The 16841-nt window shown below is 48.3% G+C and carries 15 protein-coding genes and 4 tRNA genes; 6 read left to right on the forward strand and 13 right to left on the reverse strand.

The genetic code is table 11. The features are described from left to right. Window positions 1-65: 65 nt before the first annotated feature. The 3 genes from AC58QG_RS35785 to AC58QG_RS35795 form a co-directional block, all read right to left on the reverse strand. Window positions 66-1034 (reverse strand): substrate-binding domain-containing protein, encoded by a 969-nt coding sequence (locus AC58QG_RS35785; protein WP_497366718.1) that lies wholly within the window; start codon window positions 1032-1034, stop codon window positions 66-68. Further along, window positions 1031-2773, reverse strand: coding sequence for a sensor histidine kinase family protein (locus AC58QG_RS35790; RefSeq protein WP_497366733.1), 1743 nt, complete (start codon window positions 2771-2773; stop codon window positions 1031-1033). The genes AC58QG_RS35785 and AC58QG_RS35790 overlap by 4 nt, the downstream gene beginning before the upstream one ends. 81 nt (window positions 2774-2854) lie before the next feature. Beyond that, window positions 2855-4513, reverse strand: coding sequence for a response regulator (locus tag AC58QG_RS35795; protein WP_497366719.1), 1659 nt, complete (start codon window positions 4511-4513; stop codon window positions 2855-2857). A gap of 338 nt (window positions 4514-4851) precedes the next feature. On the opposite strand from AC58QG_RS35795, the gene AC58QG_RS35800 reads away from it, so the two are divergent. The 3 genes from AC58QG_RS35800 (at window position 4852) to AC58QG_RS35810 (ending at window position 8307) form a co-directional block, all read left to right on the forward strand. Next, window positions 4852-5808, forward strand: coding sequence for an AAA family ATPase (locus AC58QG_RS35800; RefSeq protein ID WP_497366720.1), 957 nt, complete (start codon window positions 4852-4854; stop codon window positions 5806-5808). A gap of 143 nt (window positions 5809-5951) precedes the next feature. Beyond that, complete coding sequence (locus tag AC58QG_RS35805; protein ID WP_497366721.1) at window positions 5952-6944, forward strand: DUF58 domain-containing protein; 993 nt, start codon at window positions 5952-5954, stop codon at window positions 6942-6944. Continuing rightward, on the forward strand, window positions 6925-8307 hold the full coding sequence (locus AC58QG_RS35810) for a DUF4129 domain-containing protein (RefSeq protein WP_497366722.1): 1383 nt from the start codon (window positions 6925-6927) through the stop codon (window positions 8305-8307). Before AC58QG_RS35805 ends, AC58QG_RS35810 begins: the two co-directional genes overlap by 20 nt. Before the next feature lie 74 nt (window positions 8308-8381). On the opposite strand, the gene AC58QG_RS35815 is transcribed toward AC58QG_RS35810, so the two are convergent. Continuing rightward, window positions 8382-8903, reverse strand: coding sequence for a GNAT family N-acetyltransferase (locus AC58QG_RS35815; RefSeq protein WP_497366723.1), 522 nt, complete (start codon window positions 8901-8903; stop codon window positions 8382-8384). Between the two features lie 185 nt (window positions 8904-9088). Between AC58QG_RS35815 and AC58QG_RS35820 the strand changes: the two genes are divergently transcribed. Beyond that, window positions 9089-9259, forward strand: coding sequence for a hypothetical protein (locus AC58QG_RS35820; RefSeq protein ID WP_155993910.1), 171 nt, complete (start codon window positions 9089-9091; stop codon window positions 9257-9259). A gap of 89 nt (window positions 9260-9348) precedes the next feature. Here AC58QG_RS35820 and AC58QG_RS35825 read toward each other — a convergent pair whose 3' ends face one another. Then, window positions 9349-9567: a hypothetical protein gene (locus AC58QG_RS35825; protein WP_497366724.1), complete on the reverse strand. Its 219-nt coding sequence runs from the start codon at window positions 9565-9567 to the stop codon at window positions 9349-9351. Further along, a complete protein-coding gene (locus AC58QG_RS35830; RefSeq protein WP_497366725.1) occupies window positions 9560-9865 on the reverse strand; it encodes a zinc ribbon domain-containing protein in 306 nt (101 codons plus the stop codon). Before AC58QG_RS35830 ends, AC58QG_RS35825 begins: the two co-directional genes overlap by 8 nt. A 198-nt stretch (window positions 9866-10063) precedes the next feature. Here AC58QG_RS35830 and hprK point away from each other — a divergent pair, with 198 nt between their 5' ends. Further along, the gene (gene hprK / locus AC58QG_RS35835) at window positions 10064-10978 is read left to right on the forward strand and encodes an HPr(Ser) kinase/phosphatase (RefSeq protein ID WP_497366726.1); all 915 of its coding nucleotides are present in this window, start codon (window positions 10064-10066) and stop codon (window positions 10976-10978) included. Window positions 10979-11064: 86 nt separating this feature from the next. After that, window positions 11065-11964: a hypothetical protein gene (locus AC58QG_RS35840; RefSeq protein ID WP_497366727.1), complete on the forward strand. Its 900-nt coding sequence runs from the start codon at window positions 11065-11067 to the stop codon at window positions 11962-11964. Between the two features lie 56 nt (window positions 11965-12020). Here AC58QG_RS35840 and AC58QG_RS35845 read toward each other — a convergent pair whose 3' ends face one another. The 7 genes from AC58QG_RS35845 to AC58QG_RS35875 all read right to left on the reverse strand — a co-directional run bounded on the left by AC58QG_RS35845 (window position 12021) and on the right by AC58QG_RS35875 (window position 16812). Then, on the reverse strand, window positions 12021-14027 hold the full coding sequence (locus tag AC58QG_RS35845; protein ID WP_497366728.1) for a transglycosylase domain-containing protein: 2007 nt from the start codon (window positions 14025-14027) through the stop codon (window positions 12021-12023). A gap of 129 nt (window positions 14028-14156) precedes the next feature. Further along, window positions 14157-15035: an aldo/keto reductase gene (locus AC58QG_RS35850; RefSeq protein ID WP_497366729.1), complete on the reverse strand. Its 879-nt coding sequence runs from the start codon at window positions 15033-15035 to the stop codon at window positions 14157-14159. 70 nt (window positions 15036-15105) lie between these two features. Beyond that, the gene (locus AC58QG_RS35855; protein ID WP_497366730.1) at window positions 15106-16305 is read right to left on the reverse strand and encodes an MFS transporter; all 1200 of its coding nucleotides are present in this window, start codon (window positions 16303-16305) and stop codon (window positions 15106-15108) included. A 130-nt stretch (window positions 16306-16435) separates the two neighbouring features. Continuing rightward, window positions 16436-16509: transfer RNA gene (locus tag AC58QG_RS35860), tRNA-Pro, on the reverse strand. Window positions 16510-16527: 18 nt separating this feature from the next. Next, window positions 16528-16604 (reverse strand) — tRNA-Arg (locus tag AC58QG_RS35865). 10 nt (window positions 16605-16614) lie between these two features. Beyond that, a tRNA-Gly gene (locus AC58QG_RS35870) sits at window positions 16615-16689 on the reverse strand. Between the two features lie 43 nt (window positions 16690-16732). Next, window positions 16733-16812, reverse strand: a tRNA-Leu gene (locus AC58QG_RS35875). Window positions 16813-16841 lie beyond the last annotated feature (29 nt).

Below are 16841 nucleotides of genomic sequence, written 5' to 3' on the forward strand. Positions count from 1 at the left end.
GGTTCAAAGAACATAAACAAATGCAATATCCTCATGTCTTCTATCGAAATTCTCATCACTTTTAATCACTTAATAAATGGGAATAGCAGCTTTTGATTGTCCGACCAGAACATATTGCTTAGGTCAATCGCCTTAATCCCTGTCTCCACACGCTTTGGAACACTTTTACCATGGACAGCTTCAACAGCACTCTTCACTCCCAAATACCCGATACTAAATGGATTTTGAATAATGGTCGCTTGAATAACACCCTCTTGCAGAAGCTCAAGTTCTTCGGAGGTGCTATCAAAAGTAATGATTTTCACTTTTTCCTGCAAATCCCGACTCTGAACCGCGCTAGCGACGCCACTTGATGAAATTTCACTCATCGCTACGATCCCGTCTAACTCCGGATGTTTATCGATAATCTCATAGGTGAGTTGAGCGGCAAGCTCACGATCGGTCAAGCTGTACACCTTCTCGATCACCTGGACATCGGGATACTTCGAAATTTCGTCCAGCAAGCCTTTCTCCCGCAGCTCGGTATTACGCTCCCCTTGCTTAAAGCTAACGATCGCAATTTGCCCGCTCTTGCCGATCAATTTGATCAGCTGCCTCCCCGCTAACTGACCCGCTTCATAGTTATCTGCGCCAATGAAGCTCTGTACATTTTTCGTCTCGACCTCGGAATCGATCGTAATGACGGGAATTTGCGCTTTATCCGCTTCATCAACGACAGCAGATAACTCTTTATAATCGTTGGCTGCCAATACAATTGCATCTGGACCGCTCGAGATGGATTGCTCCATAAGGGCAATTTGCCCTTTCACATCCGCCATATCACCAGGTGCCCGAAAATCCAGTGCAACATCAAATTCCTTCGCCGCGACCTCTGCACCCAACTTTACTGTCTTCCAATAGTCGCCTTCCTGACTTCGGAGAACGACCTCCAGATGTTTCTTCTGCTCGGTTGGCAAGGTTTCCACACTTTCGGTGCAGGAGGAAATCGAAAGAAGAGCGACGAGAATTGCGATCATTAGTGGTTTCAATTTCATCCTTCACTTCCCCCTTCCTCATCCAGTAAGGCTGGAATCGTAATTTGAACGACGGTTCCTTCCTCAAGCTCACTAGTCACGTGGACCCCATAGTCCATGCCGAAATAAAGCTGAATACGCTCATGGACATTTCGCAATCCGACGCCGGAGCCCTTTTCACTTTTTACCTGCCCGGACAAAATGCTCTTGAGGGTTTCCTCTGACATTCCGACACCATTATCTCGAATCTCGAAGAGAATCTTCCCTTTCTCCATCGTGACAATGATCTCAATCAATCCTTCATCGACCATATACTCGATCCCGTGGTAGAGCGCATTTTCCACAAAAGGCTGAAGAATCAGCTTTAGCGTTTTATACGGAAGCACCTCTTCTGGGACGCGGATCTCGTATTCAAACTTGTCCTTATAACGCATCTTCTGGATGATCAAATAGTTGCGAATATGCTCGATCTCTTCCCCGATGGTAATAATGTTTTTACCTTTGCTCAGCGAGATACGGAAAAACTTCGACAGCGACGTAATCGTCGTCACAACTTCTTCGTTCCTCCCATTGCCAACCATACGTACGACCGAATTGAGTGTATTGTATAAAAAATGCGGATTAATCTGCGATTGGAGAACCTCTAACTCGTTTTTCCGCTTTATTTCTTGTTCCTCGATACTCTGATTCATCAGCTCGCGGACTCTGGAAACCATCAAATTAAATCGCCGTGACAGCTGTTCGACCTCGTCCGCTCCTCGTACATGAATATAGGTGTCGAAATGTCCTTTCTCCACCATCTCCATCGACTTCTTCAATCGTTTAATGGGCTGAGAAATACGCGCAGACATGAAGGCGGAAATCAACAAAATAAACAGTAGTACGATCACTAGCAGCCAGATCATGAAGGTTGAGATTTCCTTGCGTGTTGTCACCATCTCATCGAGGTAGGACACCCCAATAATTTTCCATCCGATGTTATTGACCGTCCGCACTACGTTTAACCGCGACTCCCCCTCGCTCATATCCATATAACGGCCATACGAAAATTTGAGCGCCTGCTCCACATTTTCATACTTTAGACCAATATAAATAAGCTGCTGCTGCGGATGGTACACAATGCTGCCAGCAGAATCGTCAATGATATAGACATAGCCTTTCTTCCCTAGCGAAACCGTACGGAACACATCGTCCAGTGTCTTGAAATTAATGTCCACCAAAATAACCGCATCCACCATAGTCCCATTCTGTTCGATCGTGACCCCTTTACTCATGGAAACCACCCACTTGTATGGATCTTTGAATAGGTTCTGGATATGCGGTAAGGAAAAAGTAAGATGGTTCGGATTATCGAGGGCAGACCGAAACCACGGCTGCTCGAGCAGCCGTGTATTTTTGCGCATCTCTGTCGTTGGCACACCTGTGACTAACCCGCCATCCGCTGTAAACAGATGGATAGACACAATATCCTCACGCGTACTAGCGATAGTGTCTAGCTGTTCGAGCAGCTTGTCCGACGGGATGCCGCGGCTTCTCGCAATTTTGGCATCCACGACCTCAAATGTATCCGACATCCCCTTGATATACTGCTCCAAGTTGAATTGCACTTGCTCAATCACCTGTGCCGTATTCAGAAAGGCGCTCTCTTCTGCCGTTTTGGCGAATTTATTATAAAGGACCAAGGAAACGATAAGCATGACCGTTACGGTAATAAAAATAAATGACATTGTAATCGTAAACTGAATACTTTTTACCCGCATCGTATCGAGCAAAACGTTATATAAAGCCTTCAGCAGCGTGCTCACTCTGCGTTTCAAAGCGATTCTCCCCTTTTCTAGTTCCTACAGCCCTTTGTCGCTGTTATTGCGATACTCCTTTGGGGAAACGCCAACGTTTTTGCGAAATGAGAAGCTGAAATAATTCGCATCGGCATAGCCCACCTTCTCGGCGATTTCCAACGCTTTCATGTCCGTAGAGCGCAAGAGCTCCTTCGCTGCTTCCATCCGAATGTGGTTCAAATAGTTAACGAAGGTCATTTTGGTTTCTTTTTTGAAAATAGAACTGAAATACCCCGCGCTAATATGTAAATGTCCGCACACCTTATTAATCGTAATATCGCCTTCGTGATAATGGCTTTTCGTATAATCTTTCGCCAGCTCGACAAGGTTTTTATACGTATACTGACGATCCGTTGCAATATGATTCATCATGCTTGCACACAGCTCGGCCAACCAATGCTTCGCTTCCTCCAAGGAGGTGAACTTATTAATCTCCGTAAAAGGAATGAAACTTTCGCCAAACACCTCGTCGACATTCAGGCTCGAATCCTTCGCTGCTTTCAGAATGCACGTAAGAATTTCAAGCAAATAAATCTGATAATCCTTGACCGACACGCCGGCCTCAATACCCTGGAATAACTCATCCATCGTCTCCCTAATCTCTTGCACCGTGCCTACCTTAATACACCGAGTCAACGCGTGTTCCTTCACATCGTCAAATCGAATCTTATCAACGCTGCGCTTCTCCACATCATCAATGTAAATCATGCGATTGCTGCCCAGAATAAGTCTGTAGTCAAGGGAAAGCACAGCATCTTCATAGGAATAGCTGATTTTCGTGACATCCTTCATCACACTGCCTACCCCGACAGTCAGGGTGAATTTCAAATATTTTTCCACACTCTGCCGAATTTCTTCCAGTACTCGCATCGTTTCTTGCAGCGCTACTTCCTTGTCTCTAGTCTCTCTCGCCGCTAACAAGACAACCTGATCATCATGCATGAAAACGAGTCCGAGCCCCCGCTTATTGGCTATCTCTTCGGTAATATTTAAGAGAGCGAAATATTTCAGCGCTTGATCCTCCGAGTACTTCAAAGAGAGCGACTTCGACAGCTCCTCCCGATTCTCCGAATCCTCCTCCGAAATAAAGACCCCATCGATGCTCAATACAGCAACCACATAGCTATTACCGCTAAGCTCGATCCCGTAATTCGCCGCCTTCTCAAACACCTCGTCCCGCGGGAGCTTACGATTCATTAATGTCGCTAAGAAATTTTCCTTGAGCACGGGCATGCTCTTGCGGTAATGCTCTTTGAGCAGCTGCACATCCTTGCGATGAGCCACCTCTTCCTGCACTTGGGCTTTCACCTTTAACAAGGCATTCACGAGTTCCTGTGCTGAAAAAGGCTTGAGCACATATTCATCAATATGCAGCTTAATCGCCCGCTGCGCGTACTCAAATTCATCATGCCCTGTCAGGATGATGAGCTTAATGGTGGGAAAGCGCTCTCTAATTGCTTCAGCTAGCTGCAAGCCATTCATAAAAGGCATTTGAATGTCCGTCACAACCACATCCGGCTGCAAACGCTCGACCATCTCCAGCGCTTCTTTTCCGTTCTCCGCCTTGTCGACAACTTCAAAGCCAATGGCTTCCCAATTTATTTCACGGACGACGCCTTCGCGCACATCCTCTTCGTCATCCACTAACAGCAGCTTGTACATGCCTGACCTCCTAGGGCTCCCCAATTTAGAAGCATCTCTCGTAGCAATTCTAATATCACCACCATTGTACTCACTGCCCATCGAATATACAAATGGAATTGATCACTGCCCGAGGAAACATACAAATAGCATCGATAGCTGTCCAAGGAAACATTGGTAAAAATCCCCTGCGGAGTGTTAAAATTAGAAGAGAGCATATGTAAATCTTGACACCTCTAGTCTGGTGAACCCAGATGCATAAGCCAACCTCCTTGAAGCCTCACATCATCTCATTAGCACCCTTATTGTTCTGCTGTATCATTTCATTCATATCATTCATTATTTAGGAGGTTAATCACTTGAATATCGCACCTATCGAACGCATCGCTTCCCTCATCAAAGAAAACGTTGGTCACGTTATTATAGGCAAGGACGACACCGTCGAGCTTATGGTCATCGCGCTGATTGCATCAGGACATGTGCTGCTCGAAGATGTCCCCGGCACAGGTAAAACTCAGCTTGCCAAAGCACTAGCCCGTTCCCTGGACGGCTCCATGAAGCGCATCCAGTTCACGCCCGACTTGCTGCCTTCCGATGTAAGCGGCATCAATTTCTACAATCAGAAGCTGGGCGAATTCGAATTCCGCCCCGGCCCTCTTTTCGCACATATCGTGCTGGCCGATGAGATTAACCGCGCGACGCCGCGCACGCAGTCCAGCTTGCTGGAGAGCATGGAGGAGCGCCAGGTCAGCATCGACGGGGAAACGCGCAAGCTGGAAGCGCCGTTCCTCGTCATTGCCACGCAGAACCCTGTCGAGAATCAGGGGACCTTTCCCCTGCCGGAAGCACAGCTCGACCGCTTCCTGATGAAGCTGTCCCTGGGCTATCCAACGGCAGCCGAGCAGGTCTTGATCTTGCAGCGTTACCAGCAGCAGGATCCACTGGATCAGCTGATGCCGGTCGTGAGCCGCGCGGAGCTGCTCGAAGCGCAGCTGCTGTTCACGCAGGTGCGCGTCAGCGATGAGCTGCTGCACTACATCGTGCAGCTCGCGGAAGCGACGCGCACGCATGCGGATGCCGCGCTCGGCGTCAGCCCGCGCGGTGTGCGCGCCTTGATGAAGGCGGCGCAGGTCTATGCAGCGCTGCGCCGCCGCGATTATGTGCTGCCGGACGACGTCAAGGCGCTGCTTGCGCCCGTCTGGGCGCACCGCATTATGCTGCGCACGCGCTCGCGCCAGCAGGATCAGCAAGTGCTTGCGCTGCTGACTAGCATACTTGCCGCTACCCCCGTTCCTACGGAAGTGAAGCTGGGGTAACGATGAGCATAAGCTGGATTGTGATTATCGCTGCCGCTCTCTTCTTCCTCCAGTTTCAGTTTTTTGCCCGCTGGGGGTTTCGCGGACTTCGTATCGAACGAACCTTCAACCAAACACATTGCCATGTCGGCGATGATATTCAGATGATAGAGACCATCGTGAATCGTAAGCTCGCACCGATTCCCTGGCTGCGCCTGGAATCAACAATCCATGCGGGGCTTCATTTCACTCGGATGAATAATCTGGAAGTGAGCAGCGGCTCCCTTTTTCAAAATCACCGCAGCCTGTTCAGCCTCATGCCCTATACCCGTATCGTCCGACGCCATGGGGTACGTGCAGCGAAACGCGGTTGGTACAAGCTGGAAACCATTGCGGCGACTATAGGTGATTTCGTCGGTGTGCAAGCAGCATCCACCACCCATCGCCTTCAAGTCGAGCTACTGGTGTACCCACGTTTGGTTAATCGCGAGGACATACCACTCCTTTCCAGTCGGTGGCAAGGTGACGTGACGGTTCAACGCTGGATCATGCCGGATCCGTTTCTTGTATCCGGTGTAAGGGAATACCGCTATGGCGATACGATGAACAGTATTCACTGGAAAGCGACGGCTCGGAGTGGGCGGCTTCAGGTTTACAACCGGGAATTCACCGCAGATCCCCGATTACTTATCGTTGTTAACAGCCAAGTCACCGAAACGATGTGGGATGCCGTAACCGATCCCGAGCTCGTCGAGAAAGCTCTCTCCTACGCAGCAACATTAGCCGAACATGCTGTCAGCCGAGGTGTCCCTGTCGGCTTTGGCTACAACGGTTGGTTGCTGAATGAACCTGGCGTTCCCGTGTACTGTGCACCAGATGGCGGCTGGGGACAATTAGAGCATCTTTATCAAACGATGGCGAAGCTCGCCATCTCTTGTGCCCGCTCCTGTGAGGATTTTCTCGATTACGGCATTGAAGCGGTAGGCGAGGCTCTAGATATCATTCTAGTGACAGCCTTTGTTTCTGAGGGGATCGCGCGCAGCATCGAACGACTAGAAGCCTTAGGACATTCCGTATTCATCGTTCCCTTACAGCACAACCTTCTGAACCTCAGCGATAAGGAGGTGGCTCCATCCGATGCTCAAGCCCTTGCTTAATCAAACGAATTCTGGGCCTAATCGTCTATACGACTTCTTACGTACATACAGCCTTGCACTTTTATTTGGTATCGTCGAGCTTGTTATCTTTGCCCCGCTCGTTACGTTAGCTCAGGTCTATGTGTCCGATAGCGCGCTTGGTTTGACCTGTATACAACTACTGCTCTGCTTTGTGATCGGTGCCTATTTCGGACAATTAACATGGCTCTCTCGCAAAGGGTACGAGTTCCTTGTCTGTCTAGCTGCGGGTTATGGATTATCCTATTTATTTCAACTGTCTCCTTTGCACGTTGCGCTATGTGCGGCCATAGGAGCACTTCTCGTCTATCGGGGAATACGGTACACCAAGGACGGATGGCTTTCCCTTTATACACCTGGTATTTTCGTGATCTCAGGCGTGATGTACTTCATTGGTGTACCCATCATGACCCGTGCGGAGCTTATGCATCCATACCAAATAGCCTTAAACGGGCTCGGATTCGCTACTCTGATCCTCTACTTCTTTGTTACGAATCGCGCGCAGCTCCTTATCGCCACCTTAGCAGGCAATGATCGTGCTGCCGCCTCGTCACTGTCGCAAACCGTGAAACGCTCCAGTCGCATTTGGTTAATCGCCTTCATTGCGGTTATCGCTGCTGTCGGTTACTTTCAGCAAGTTAAGCAAGGCCTAACGCACCTTCTACTTGGCATCATTGCTTGGCTGTTAGGACTCATGAGCTCCGATGCACCACCTGATGTGCCCGAGGCCAGCCCATCGGCCCCCCCTCCTATGGGGCTCCCGCCAGCTACACCGCATGAACCCGGTTGGTTTGGTGTGCTCATGAGTGTTATCGTGCAGGTTATCGGCTATGTGCTGGTCATTGCACTCGTGCTTTGCTGCCTCTATCTGCTCCTGATGAAGCTAGCACCAGCTCTTCTCTCCTTCCTTCGGCGCTTTTGGAAGCAGTCGCTGCGGCGTCAACAAGGAGATTCGGCCGAGGGGTATACCGATGAGAAAGAAACCCTACTCGACTGGAGAGGGCTTCCTCATCTATGGTGGCGCAAAGCAAGTTCATCCTTGTGGCCAACGTCCAATCGCGAGCGGTCTTGGTCACAATTACCAAATAATCAGGAGCGTATCCGCTATCTGTACCGTGTGTTGATTGGGCAGGCGAGCAAGAGCGGTTACACCTTCAAACGCGCATTAACCCCCAACGAAACAGGCTGGGAGCTCACGCATCAAACACAGATTGCAGAAACTTCCGTCCACGCGCTTACCAAGGCGTATAATCGGGTGCGATACGGACGTGAGAAGGTTACTGACGAAGAGCTTGCTCAAGTGCTCCAAACCCTTGATCCGACGATTCGGAATCAGTTGAAGTGATCTTAATAAAGGTATCCTTCGTCTCACCCACGAGGATACCTTTTTGTGTTGATCGCTCCTTTAAGTGAAGCATCCTAGTTTAAGAAAGTCCTCGGATATACCAACTCACCCCTGATCGGTTGGGCAGGATCGTCTTGTTTTAATTCACATACCATAAACACATCATCCGGCACTTGGAACTGCTTCAACTCATAACCACATGCTCTCGCTGGCTTAAATCCGAATTTGGGATAATACGAAGGATGTCCGATTAAGAAAACATATCCATACCCTAGATCTTCACAACGCTGTAATCCGGCTTGAATATGTCTAGTTCCTACTCCCTGCTTTTGATGACTCGGTCGTACAGCAATCGGTGCTAACACAATGACTTCCTGCCTATCCCCGCCTTCAACAACCTCCGCTTTACTCAATACAACGTGCCCAACAATCTGCCCCTGCTCTTCCGCAACAAGCGATAATTCCGGAATAAAGCCAGCAGACAATCGGATTCTTTCGATCAATTTGGATTCATCTTCTCTATGCCCGAATGCCTCATAGTTCAACTGAAACACTTGCTCGTAATCAGAACTTTGCTCCATTCTAATGTGTATCATACCCGCGTTCTCCTCCAGTTCTTTGACAAGCCTATCCTAAATAATGCCCTTTTATTTCCAAATGGTACAAAGAACGTGCTTGTCCCTAGGCTTACGAACGAGCATTTTGAAAATAACCGTCACATATTTTCAAAAATTCGCATATACATAATTGTTTGAATACATTCGATTGAGGTGGTTTTGAGATGTTAGCATTAAAAACCGGTTCTGAAAAAGAAGAAGTGCTTCACACGCTTTACGAAATGGGCTTGGATCAAATCGCTAGATGGATCCTCGTATTACCTGAAGACAGGTGGGAAAGCATGTTTCTCTCGACATGGCCAACACTTGCCAAAAAATGCGGCTTTCACAGATAGCTGCTTTTACATACAGAGAGGTGGTTTAAGACAAGGATTAACTATAAAACGCTCTACACCACGAGGTGCAGAGCGTTATTTGTTTATTTTTAGTCTATGACACGGGCTACTTTTTGAAGACACTTTTTACATTTGCCTTCCAGCACGATGCCTGCCTTATTGAGATTTACCGCATAGTCGATGATTGTCGTTACGTCCCCACAATTCCCGCAAAAAACATTCGATAACAGGCGCGCTCGACCTGCTTCCGGAATCGCTAGCCATTCTTTCATCGCAGCAAAAGATTGCACATTATTCGGTTTACTCATGAGAAGACCACCTTTTCAGTTTAGGGATATTTCTCGTAAATAGCCCCGTTAGAAATCTTGGGAAGCCGAACTCCACTAATTTCCCTTTAACTAATTCTTTCATCTGTTCAACTGTTAGATCAGGCATCTTAAACGCCCCATCCTTAAAGCAATGACTGCAGTACATCTTGCTCTTGACACCCGATTTCTCCGTACCGCCACCTTGCTCATCCCGAGCAAGAGGCATCCCACAGCTCTGACAGTTCTTATAGGCAACATCCATCTCATTCAATCCCCCTAAAGCTTTTCCCTTCATCATACCAACATAACATCCAAAAGTAACGAAAAGCTTGTCATTGGCAAGAAATGCTTCCGTATCCCGTGTTCAAGCGCTTTCAATAAAGGATTGTTACTAGGTTAAAGAGAATTTATTAAGATAGATAGGCATATCATGTAGAGCTTATCTTTACTGCTAGGTTTACTTTACTACCGCTTAACTCGAAGGAGGATCTCCCGTTTGAAGTCCGTCATTGTGAAAGATTTAGTTGAACGCTTTTCGCTCGAAATTCTTGCTGGCCATTCGGAGCTCCACCGTCCTATAACCAAAACGAAGGCACACCGCCCTGGTCTGGAATTCGTCGGCTATTTTGAATATTTTCCACAAGCACATGTACAGCTCCTAGGTCGCAAAGAAATCACTTATTTACATAAGCTCAGCGAAAATGAAAGAAATTTGCATATTGGTAATATTGTGAAATATCACCCGCCTTGTTTCGTCGTAACGAGAAACCAAGAAGGCTTGAAATACTTAACCAAATACTGCGAAGAAGAACGAATCCCCCTTCTCCGCACCAGTGCCCCAACGAGTAAATTTCAAGACTTAGTCGATTTATTCTTGAGCAAATCACTTGCCCAGGAGATCGCTGTCCACGGGGTTTGCGTCAATGTTTCGGGGATCGGCATCCTGCTGCGCGGGAAATCCGGTGTTGGCAAAAGCGAAACCGCCCATACGCTGATCCGCAGAGGGCATCGTCTAGTCGCCGATGATATCGTGGTGCTCAAGAAGATTAGCCCTGAGACACTGCTCGGCACGCATAATGGCAAAACGAAGGAATTCCTCGCGCTGCGAAGCGTCGGACTCATCAATGTCTCGCGGCTTTATGGCCGCAAGGCTTTTCAAGATGAAACACGTATCGTTCTCGATATCGAGCTTACGAAGTGGCAGGAACATGCGCTGAACAATGATCTTGAGCTAGAACCCACGTTCACCGACTATATGGACATTCAAATTCCCCATATTGAGATCCAGTTACAGCCCGGCCGCGATGTTGCTGGACTTATTGAAGCCGCCGCCAACAGCTGGTATTTACGCCAGCAAGGCTACAGTGCAGTTGAAGAATTCATGCAGCGCCTGCAGTCTGACACAGACTAGTTGGTTCTTCTTTCAGCTAGATAGATAACTGTATACCGTCCTAAAACCTCCCTTCGGCTCGAAAGCTGTTAGCGGAGGTGTTTTATATGTTCACAAGAAAGAAAATAACGATTATGGCTATTGTAATAGCTACCCTGACGCTCTGTGGTTGGACCGCTTATGCTGCAACGTCATCCAGCGTGACAACGTCAACAACCATCCAGGGTAAGCTGACAGCCCTGACGGCGGATACGATTACTTTACATACGGATGCTGGTAATCAGACCGTTCCTTTAGCTGCATCCGTCTGGGTGTATCTGAATGACGAGAAAGCTCAGTTACGTGATTTACACACGGGGAATGAGATTGAGGTCATTCTGAATAACAAGAAACAGGCTGCATATGTGAAGGGATCTTCAGAGACTCCGATCGCTTCTAAACCAGAACCGTCCGTATCTCCCGTTCCGAGCCAATCGCCTGTACCTGTTCCTGTCCCTGATTTGGCAGCTACAGCTCCCAGCTCAACTGCGGGGCCAACATCCTCTCCTACCAAAGTGGAGAATAAGCCAGAAGCTTCTCAACCAGGCGGTCGTTCTGACTTGAAGGATGTGGATCTTAGCGTAGATGGGCAGCATTTCAACTTTCATTTGAAGCAAACCAGAGGAGCGCATGGTTCTCAATATGATCTGAGCATCCAGTCTCCTCATGCCGGCAGGATTCATCTCACGGGTTCACAAGCCCAAGCTTGGATCTCCAAACTACTGGGTTCTGTTGACCTATCCGCACCAGGTGCACGGCAGGTACTGAGCCAGCAACTCGCCAAACAATACAATCTAGATGCCGGCAAGTTGAATGTTCATTTAAACGTCCATTCCGAAGACAATAAGGATGACAAAAAGGAAGACAAAAAAGATGACGACGAAAAGGATGACAAGAAACCTCAGAAAGAGAAAAATAATGAGAAAAAGTCCGATAACAACAATAAGCATGACAATAAGCAAGACTAACTAGAACAACAATGAAGCCCTCGTCCTCCTTAATCGGATTTCGAGGGCTTTCCTACTTATTTCTTCTTCTCTTTCCCATGTCCATGCCCTTGATCAGCTTGCTTGTGCGGCTCTTTCTCAGGCTTCCCTGGGGGGCCAGCGGCATGAGTCTCAGACTGATTTTCCTTCTGAGGTCCCTCGATACTCTTCGGAATGTCAAAAGGAACAACAGGTGTTTGAGCTAGCGCACGACTCAGCATCTCACGGAATAATACTGCAGGCACTGCCCCACCTGAGGTTGTTAAATAATGCTTCGCATCGGTTCGGTCATAACCAACCCATACGGCTGCTGTTAACTCCGGCGTGTAGCCAACAAACCAAGCATCCTTGGCACTTCCGCTGCCAATTCCCTCGAACTCCTTCGTACCGGGTAGCTGTGTTGTACCTGATTTCCCTGCTACGGGACGATTCATAGCCGCATTCTTCCCTGTCCCCTGCGCTACTGCCGTCTGCAGCATCGCCGTCATCGTATTGGCCGTTTCCACACGCATCACCGATTGACCCTTTGCTTTCGCTTGCACAAGAAGATGCCCGTCACTTGTCTCTATTTTGGCGATCATATGTGCAGGGTTTAGGACTCCCTTCGCTGCAAAAGTACTAAAGGCCTGCGCCATCTGCAGCGGAGATACCCCCTCAGAAAGCCCGCCAAGTGCGATACCCAACTGCCGGTCTTGTGCTGGTAGCGTTATCCCCAAAGACTTCGCAAACTTCATGCCATTATCAATGCCAATCTCATGTAAAAGCCATACAGCAGGAATATTCCAGGACGAAGTAATGGCCTCTTGCATCGATACTTGCCCCCTTGACTGGTGATCCCAATCTTGCGGCTGATAGCCTTCAATATTCAACGGACCATCAAACAGCATGGTTGAAGGCTTGTAGCCTATTTCCAGAGCAGGTCCATACACAGCGACAGGCTTAAAGGCTGATCCTGGCTGTCTTCTTAACTGGGTCGCACGGCTGAAGCCCCGAAATACCCCCTCCCCGCGTCCACCGGCTAATGCTCTAACGCCTCCAGTCTGCTGGTCGACTATAGCAGCTCCGCTTTGAATTAGCTGGTCTGGCTTGCTTTCTGGGAACAGACTATCATTCTTAAACACATCTATAACTGCTTTCTGCACCGCAGGATCTAGCTCTGTCGTAATACGCAAGCCGCCGGTTAACAATTGTTCTTCTGTAAACCCATATAGAGTTACAGCCTCATCTATCACAGCATCCACATAAGCCCGGTTTCTCCCTTTTGCCTCATCTGTATTGACCGTCTTCACGGCTCCAAGCGCTGAAGCAGCTGCTTTATCGTAATCCTGTTGAGATATTTTACCTTCCTTCTGCATCAGCTTGAGGACCGTATTCCTTCTTTCCAGTGCCTGATCTTCATTTTGAAAAGGGGAGTAGTGACTTGGTGCCTTAGGCAAAGCCGCTAACACCGCAGCTTCTGGCAAGGTGAGGTCCGTCACATTTTTATTAAAATACATTTTCGCAGCCCCCTGCACACCCCAACTGCCTTCTCCGAAATAAATCTTGTTCAGATACATTTCCAAAATGTCATCCTTACTGTAGCTGCTCTCTATTTTGATGGCATAAGCAGCTTCCCGCAATTTACGTCCCACCGTTTTATCCGCAGTAAGAAAAATGTTACGAGCTAATTGCTGCGTAATGGTACTGGCCCCCTCGGAGTAGCTCCCTTTGAGCACGTCACGGGCTACAGCACGGAAGATCGACTTCATGTCTACGCCCTTATGCTCATAGAAACGTCTATCCTCCACCGCGACAATGGCATCTACCAACACCTGTGGGATGTCCTTAAAAGGAACAGCATCGATCTTTGACGCCGACAACTGGGAAGCTATTTGACCATTCTTATCGAGCACGACGGATGCCTCTGGAAGCGGCTGATTTAACAGCGACACATCAAGTCCTTTTATGTAAAAAAAGCTCATTAACGTCACGCCAACACTCATGACTAGGACTACACCAACACCAACTTGCCAGAAGCGCCGAGGTATTGCTTTTAGTTTCAACATATTTTCCATGCCTCCTAACGTACCTCATAGTTATTCGTAGGTTTCTTCCACTAAGCGTCGTATGCGTGCAAATGGACACAAAAAAGCCTTCAACCCACAATCGGGTGAAGGCTCCTCCTATTAATCACATTAAGCTATCGACGTCGGCGCTCCAAAAACACTCGTATACCCGCTAATCCCACTCAGAATCCGTTCCATGTCCTCCTTGCTCATCGTACCATAGCGCTCTACGGCATTCACGATTTTGGGAAATAAATGCACATCCCCCGCACTCGCAAATCCACATACGCTTGGGAACGACAACACGAAGTGCACACAAGCATCGATAATCTCCTGCTGATCAAAAGGCTCGTACCACGTCGCATACGGACGCTCCGCCCCTTCTATCCAAGGTGCCTTCGCAATGGCTTTAATGACCCGAATCGCAGTCTGCTGCTTGTTCGCTTCTTCCATCAGAGCATCTACGGCCTCACGATATTCCGGTAAGCCATACATATAGTAGTTCAGTGGAAATAGGATCGTAGCGAATGGGAACCTGCGCAAGGCTTCCAAATGTACAGCAGGCGCCTCATGCCCATGACCTGTAATCCCAATCTCTTTCACAATACCTTCGCTTTGCGCTTCTAAAGCTGCTTCCAACGCTCCGCCCTTTGCCGTACAGCGATCTAATTCCGCCATTGATCCCACCGCATGCAGCTGGAGCAGATCGACCGAATCCACCTTCATTCGTTCCAAGGAGCGGTATATTTCTTCCTTTGCTTCTTTCTTCGTTCTTTGACCTGTTTTGGTAGCTAAAAAAATGTCATTCCGCACCCGGCTAATCGTCGGGCCCATTCGTATCTCGGCATCGCCGTAGCTCGCCGCTGTATCAAAATGATCCACACCATGGGACAATGCGAAAGCGATCGAGGCATCTGCCTCTTCCTGCGTTACTTGACCTAGACTAGCAGCACCAAACATCAACACAGAGGTTTCCCTATTCAAACGGCCTACTGTTCTCTTCAACATCCTTAGATTCGCTCCTTCTGTAACCGAGTTATGTATTCTCTTTATTTACAAATCTTTGCCCCTTAAAACCTCAGTCTGCCGATATTTGCTTCGTCTGCTTCCGAAGATTAACCTGCAACAAGCCAGCTGCTAATAGTAGCGCGCACCCCGTTAGTAAAAATACGGAATGAATCCCAACTAAGCCGCCTAGGAATCCCCCAATCAATGGACCGATCATCATTCCCAACTGATTCGACGATTGATTTAAACTCATTGCCCGTCCTCGGAAGTCTGCGTCTGAATATTTCACAATAAGTGCACTGAGTGCTGGATACACGGCAGCGAAGAACAATCCATAACTGAAACGAAGCACACCGAAAGCTACTAGATTATACACAGTTAACTGCAACAGATTCCCAATACCGCCACCGATTAAGCCAATGAGCAGCGTTTTGTCGTAGCCGATGCGTTGCCCGATAATACCCCATCTTGAGCCCATGATGACGGTCGCCACGCCTGCAGCGGAGAAAATAATACCCGAGCTCAATGATGCTCCCTTCGCACTTCCGCCGATTTGAACTACATAGATTGTTAATAGCGGTTCAAGAATCATCACCGAGGTTGCTACCAATACGGTTAATCCAAAAATAGATAACAATCGCTTATTAGCTGTCGCTTGCTTAATATCCTGAAGCACACTTGGACGCGCACCCGCTTTCTTGTGATGCACTTCCTTCACACCAACTACCGCTATCACCGCAGAAATAAGTACGACGAAACCTGATGCTAGGAAACACTCTCTAGTTCCTACCCAATGGCTGAGAACACCGCCAAACAAAGGTCCTAGGATGCTTCCCGCCGCTGTCGCTGTTGACATGACACTTAAAGCATAACCTACGTGCTTCTCTGGGGTATTCGTACTTACTAAAGCCATCGATGCGGGAATATAGCCCGCCATAAGTCCTTGTAGAACACGGACGACAATAAACATATAGGGATCATTCACAAAATAATTAAGAAAATAGACTGCGCTTAAGCTTAGTCCTGAGCGAATCAGCATCGGCTTTCTGCCATACTTGTCAGCCAGGGAGCCCCAATAAGGTGCGATTAACGCGCTTCCCAGAAAGCTCACCGAGAATGTGATCCCCGACCATGCCTCCAAACCGCTGTGTATGCCCAAGTCCTCTTGTAAAAAGATAGGGATGAACGGGATGGAGAGTGTGTACGCCATCGCGCAAAAGAATGCTCCAATCCATAAAATAAATAGATTCCGTTTCCAGCGTATTTCCATGTTGTAGCCCCTCCTCCTTGTCTACTATACACCAACAGATCCTTGAATCCCAGTTATTAGCAGTTAGGATGCACAAAAAAAGCATAGACATCATCAGCATGAAGCTGACAGTCTATGCTTTCTTTCTTGATCGGGACGACACGATTTGAACATGCGACCCCCTGCTCCCAAAGCAGGTGCTCTACCAAGCTGAGCTACGTCCCGATACAATTGTGATAAAAATGGCGCGCCCTGAGAGATTCGAACTCCCGACCTTTTGATTCGTAGTCAAATACTCTATCCAGCTGAGCTAAGGGCGCTTACTAAAAATGGAGCGGAAGACGGGGATCGAACCCGCGACCCTCGCCTTGGCAAGGCGATGCTCTACCGCTGAGCCACTTCCGCATAGGGATCCCCAAGCCGTAAGTTACGACTTGGGGATGTTTGATGCGCGTAGAGGGACTTGAACCCCCACGGTCGCCCGCTAGATCCTAAGTCTAGTGCGTCTGCCAATTCCGCCATACGCGCATGCTGTAAATAAGGCAAATGGTGAGTCA

This window comes from Paenibacillus sp. J22P169 (assembly GCF_059691995.1).

Bases quoted from the DNA above. Each gene is read 5' to 3' on its own strand.
- AC58QG_RS35855 (WP_497366730.1), bottom strand. From the start codon at position 16,305: ATGGAAATACGCTGGAAACGGAATCTATTTATTTTATGGATTGGAGCA.
- AC58QG_RS35785 (WP_497366718.1), bottom strand. From the start codon at position 1,034: ATGAAATTGAAACCACTAATGATCGCAATTCTCGTCGCTCTTCTTTCG.
- AC58QG_RS35820 (WP_155993910.1), top strand. From the start codon at position 9,089: ATGTTAGCATTAAAAACCGGTTCTGAAAAAGAAGAAGTGCTTCACACG.
- AC58QG_RS35795 (WP_497366719.1), bottom strand. From the start codon at position 4,513: ATGTACAAGCTGCTGTTAGTGGATGACGAAGAGGATGTGCGCGAAGGC.
- AC58QG_RS35845 (WP_497366728.1), bottom strand. From the start codon at position 14,027: ATGTTGAAACTAAAAGCAATACCTCGGCGCTTCTGGCAAGTTGGTGTT.
- AC58QG_RS35805 (WP_497366721.1), top strand. From the start codon at position 5,952: ATGATAGAGACCATCGTGAATCGTAAGCTCGCACCGATTCCCTGGCTG.
- AC58QG_RS35825 (WP_497366724.1), bottom strand. From the start codon at position 9,567: ATGAGTAAACCGAATAATGTGCAATCTTTTGCTGCGATGAAAGAATGG.
- AC58QG_RS35810 (WP_497366722.1), top strand. From the start codon at position 6,925: ATGCTCAAGCCCTTGCTTAATCAAACGAATTCTGGGCCTAATCGTCTA.
- AC58QG_RS35850 (WP_497366729.1), bottom strand. From the start codon at position 15,035: ATGTTGAAGAGAACAGTAGGCCGTTTGAATAGGGAAACCTCTGTGTTG.
- AC58QG_RS35840 (WP_497366727.1), top strand. From the start codon at position 11,065: ATGTTCACAAGAAAGAAAATAACGATTATGGCTATTGTAATAGCTACC.
- AC58QG_RS35790 (WP_497366733.1), bottom strand. From the start codon at position 2,773: ATGCGGGTAAAAAGTATTCAGTTTACGATTACAATGTCATTTATTTTT.
- AC58QG_RS35815 (WP_497366723.1), bottom strand. From the start codon at position 8,903: ATGATACACATTAGAATGGAGCAAAGTTCTGATTACGAGCAAGTGTTT.
- AC58QG_RS35830 (WP_497366725.1), bottom strand. From the start codon at position 9,865: ATGATGAAGGGAAAAGCTTTAGGGGGATTGAATGAGATGGATGTTGCC.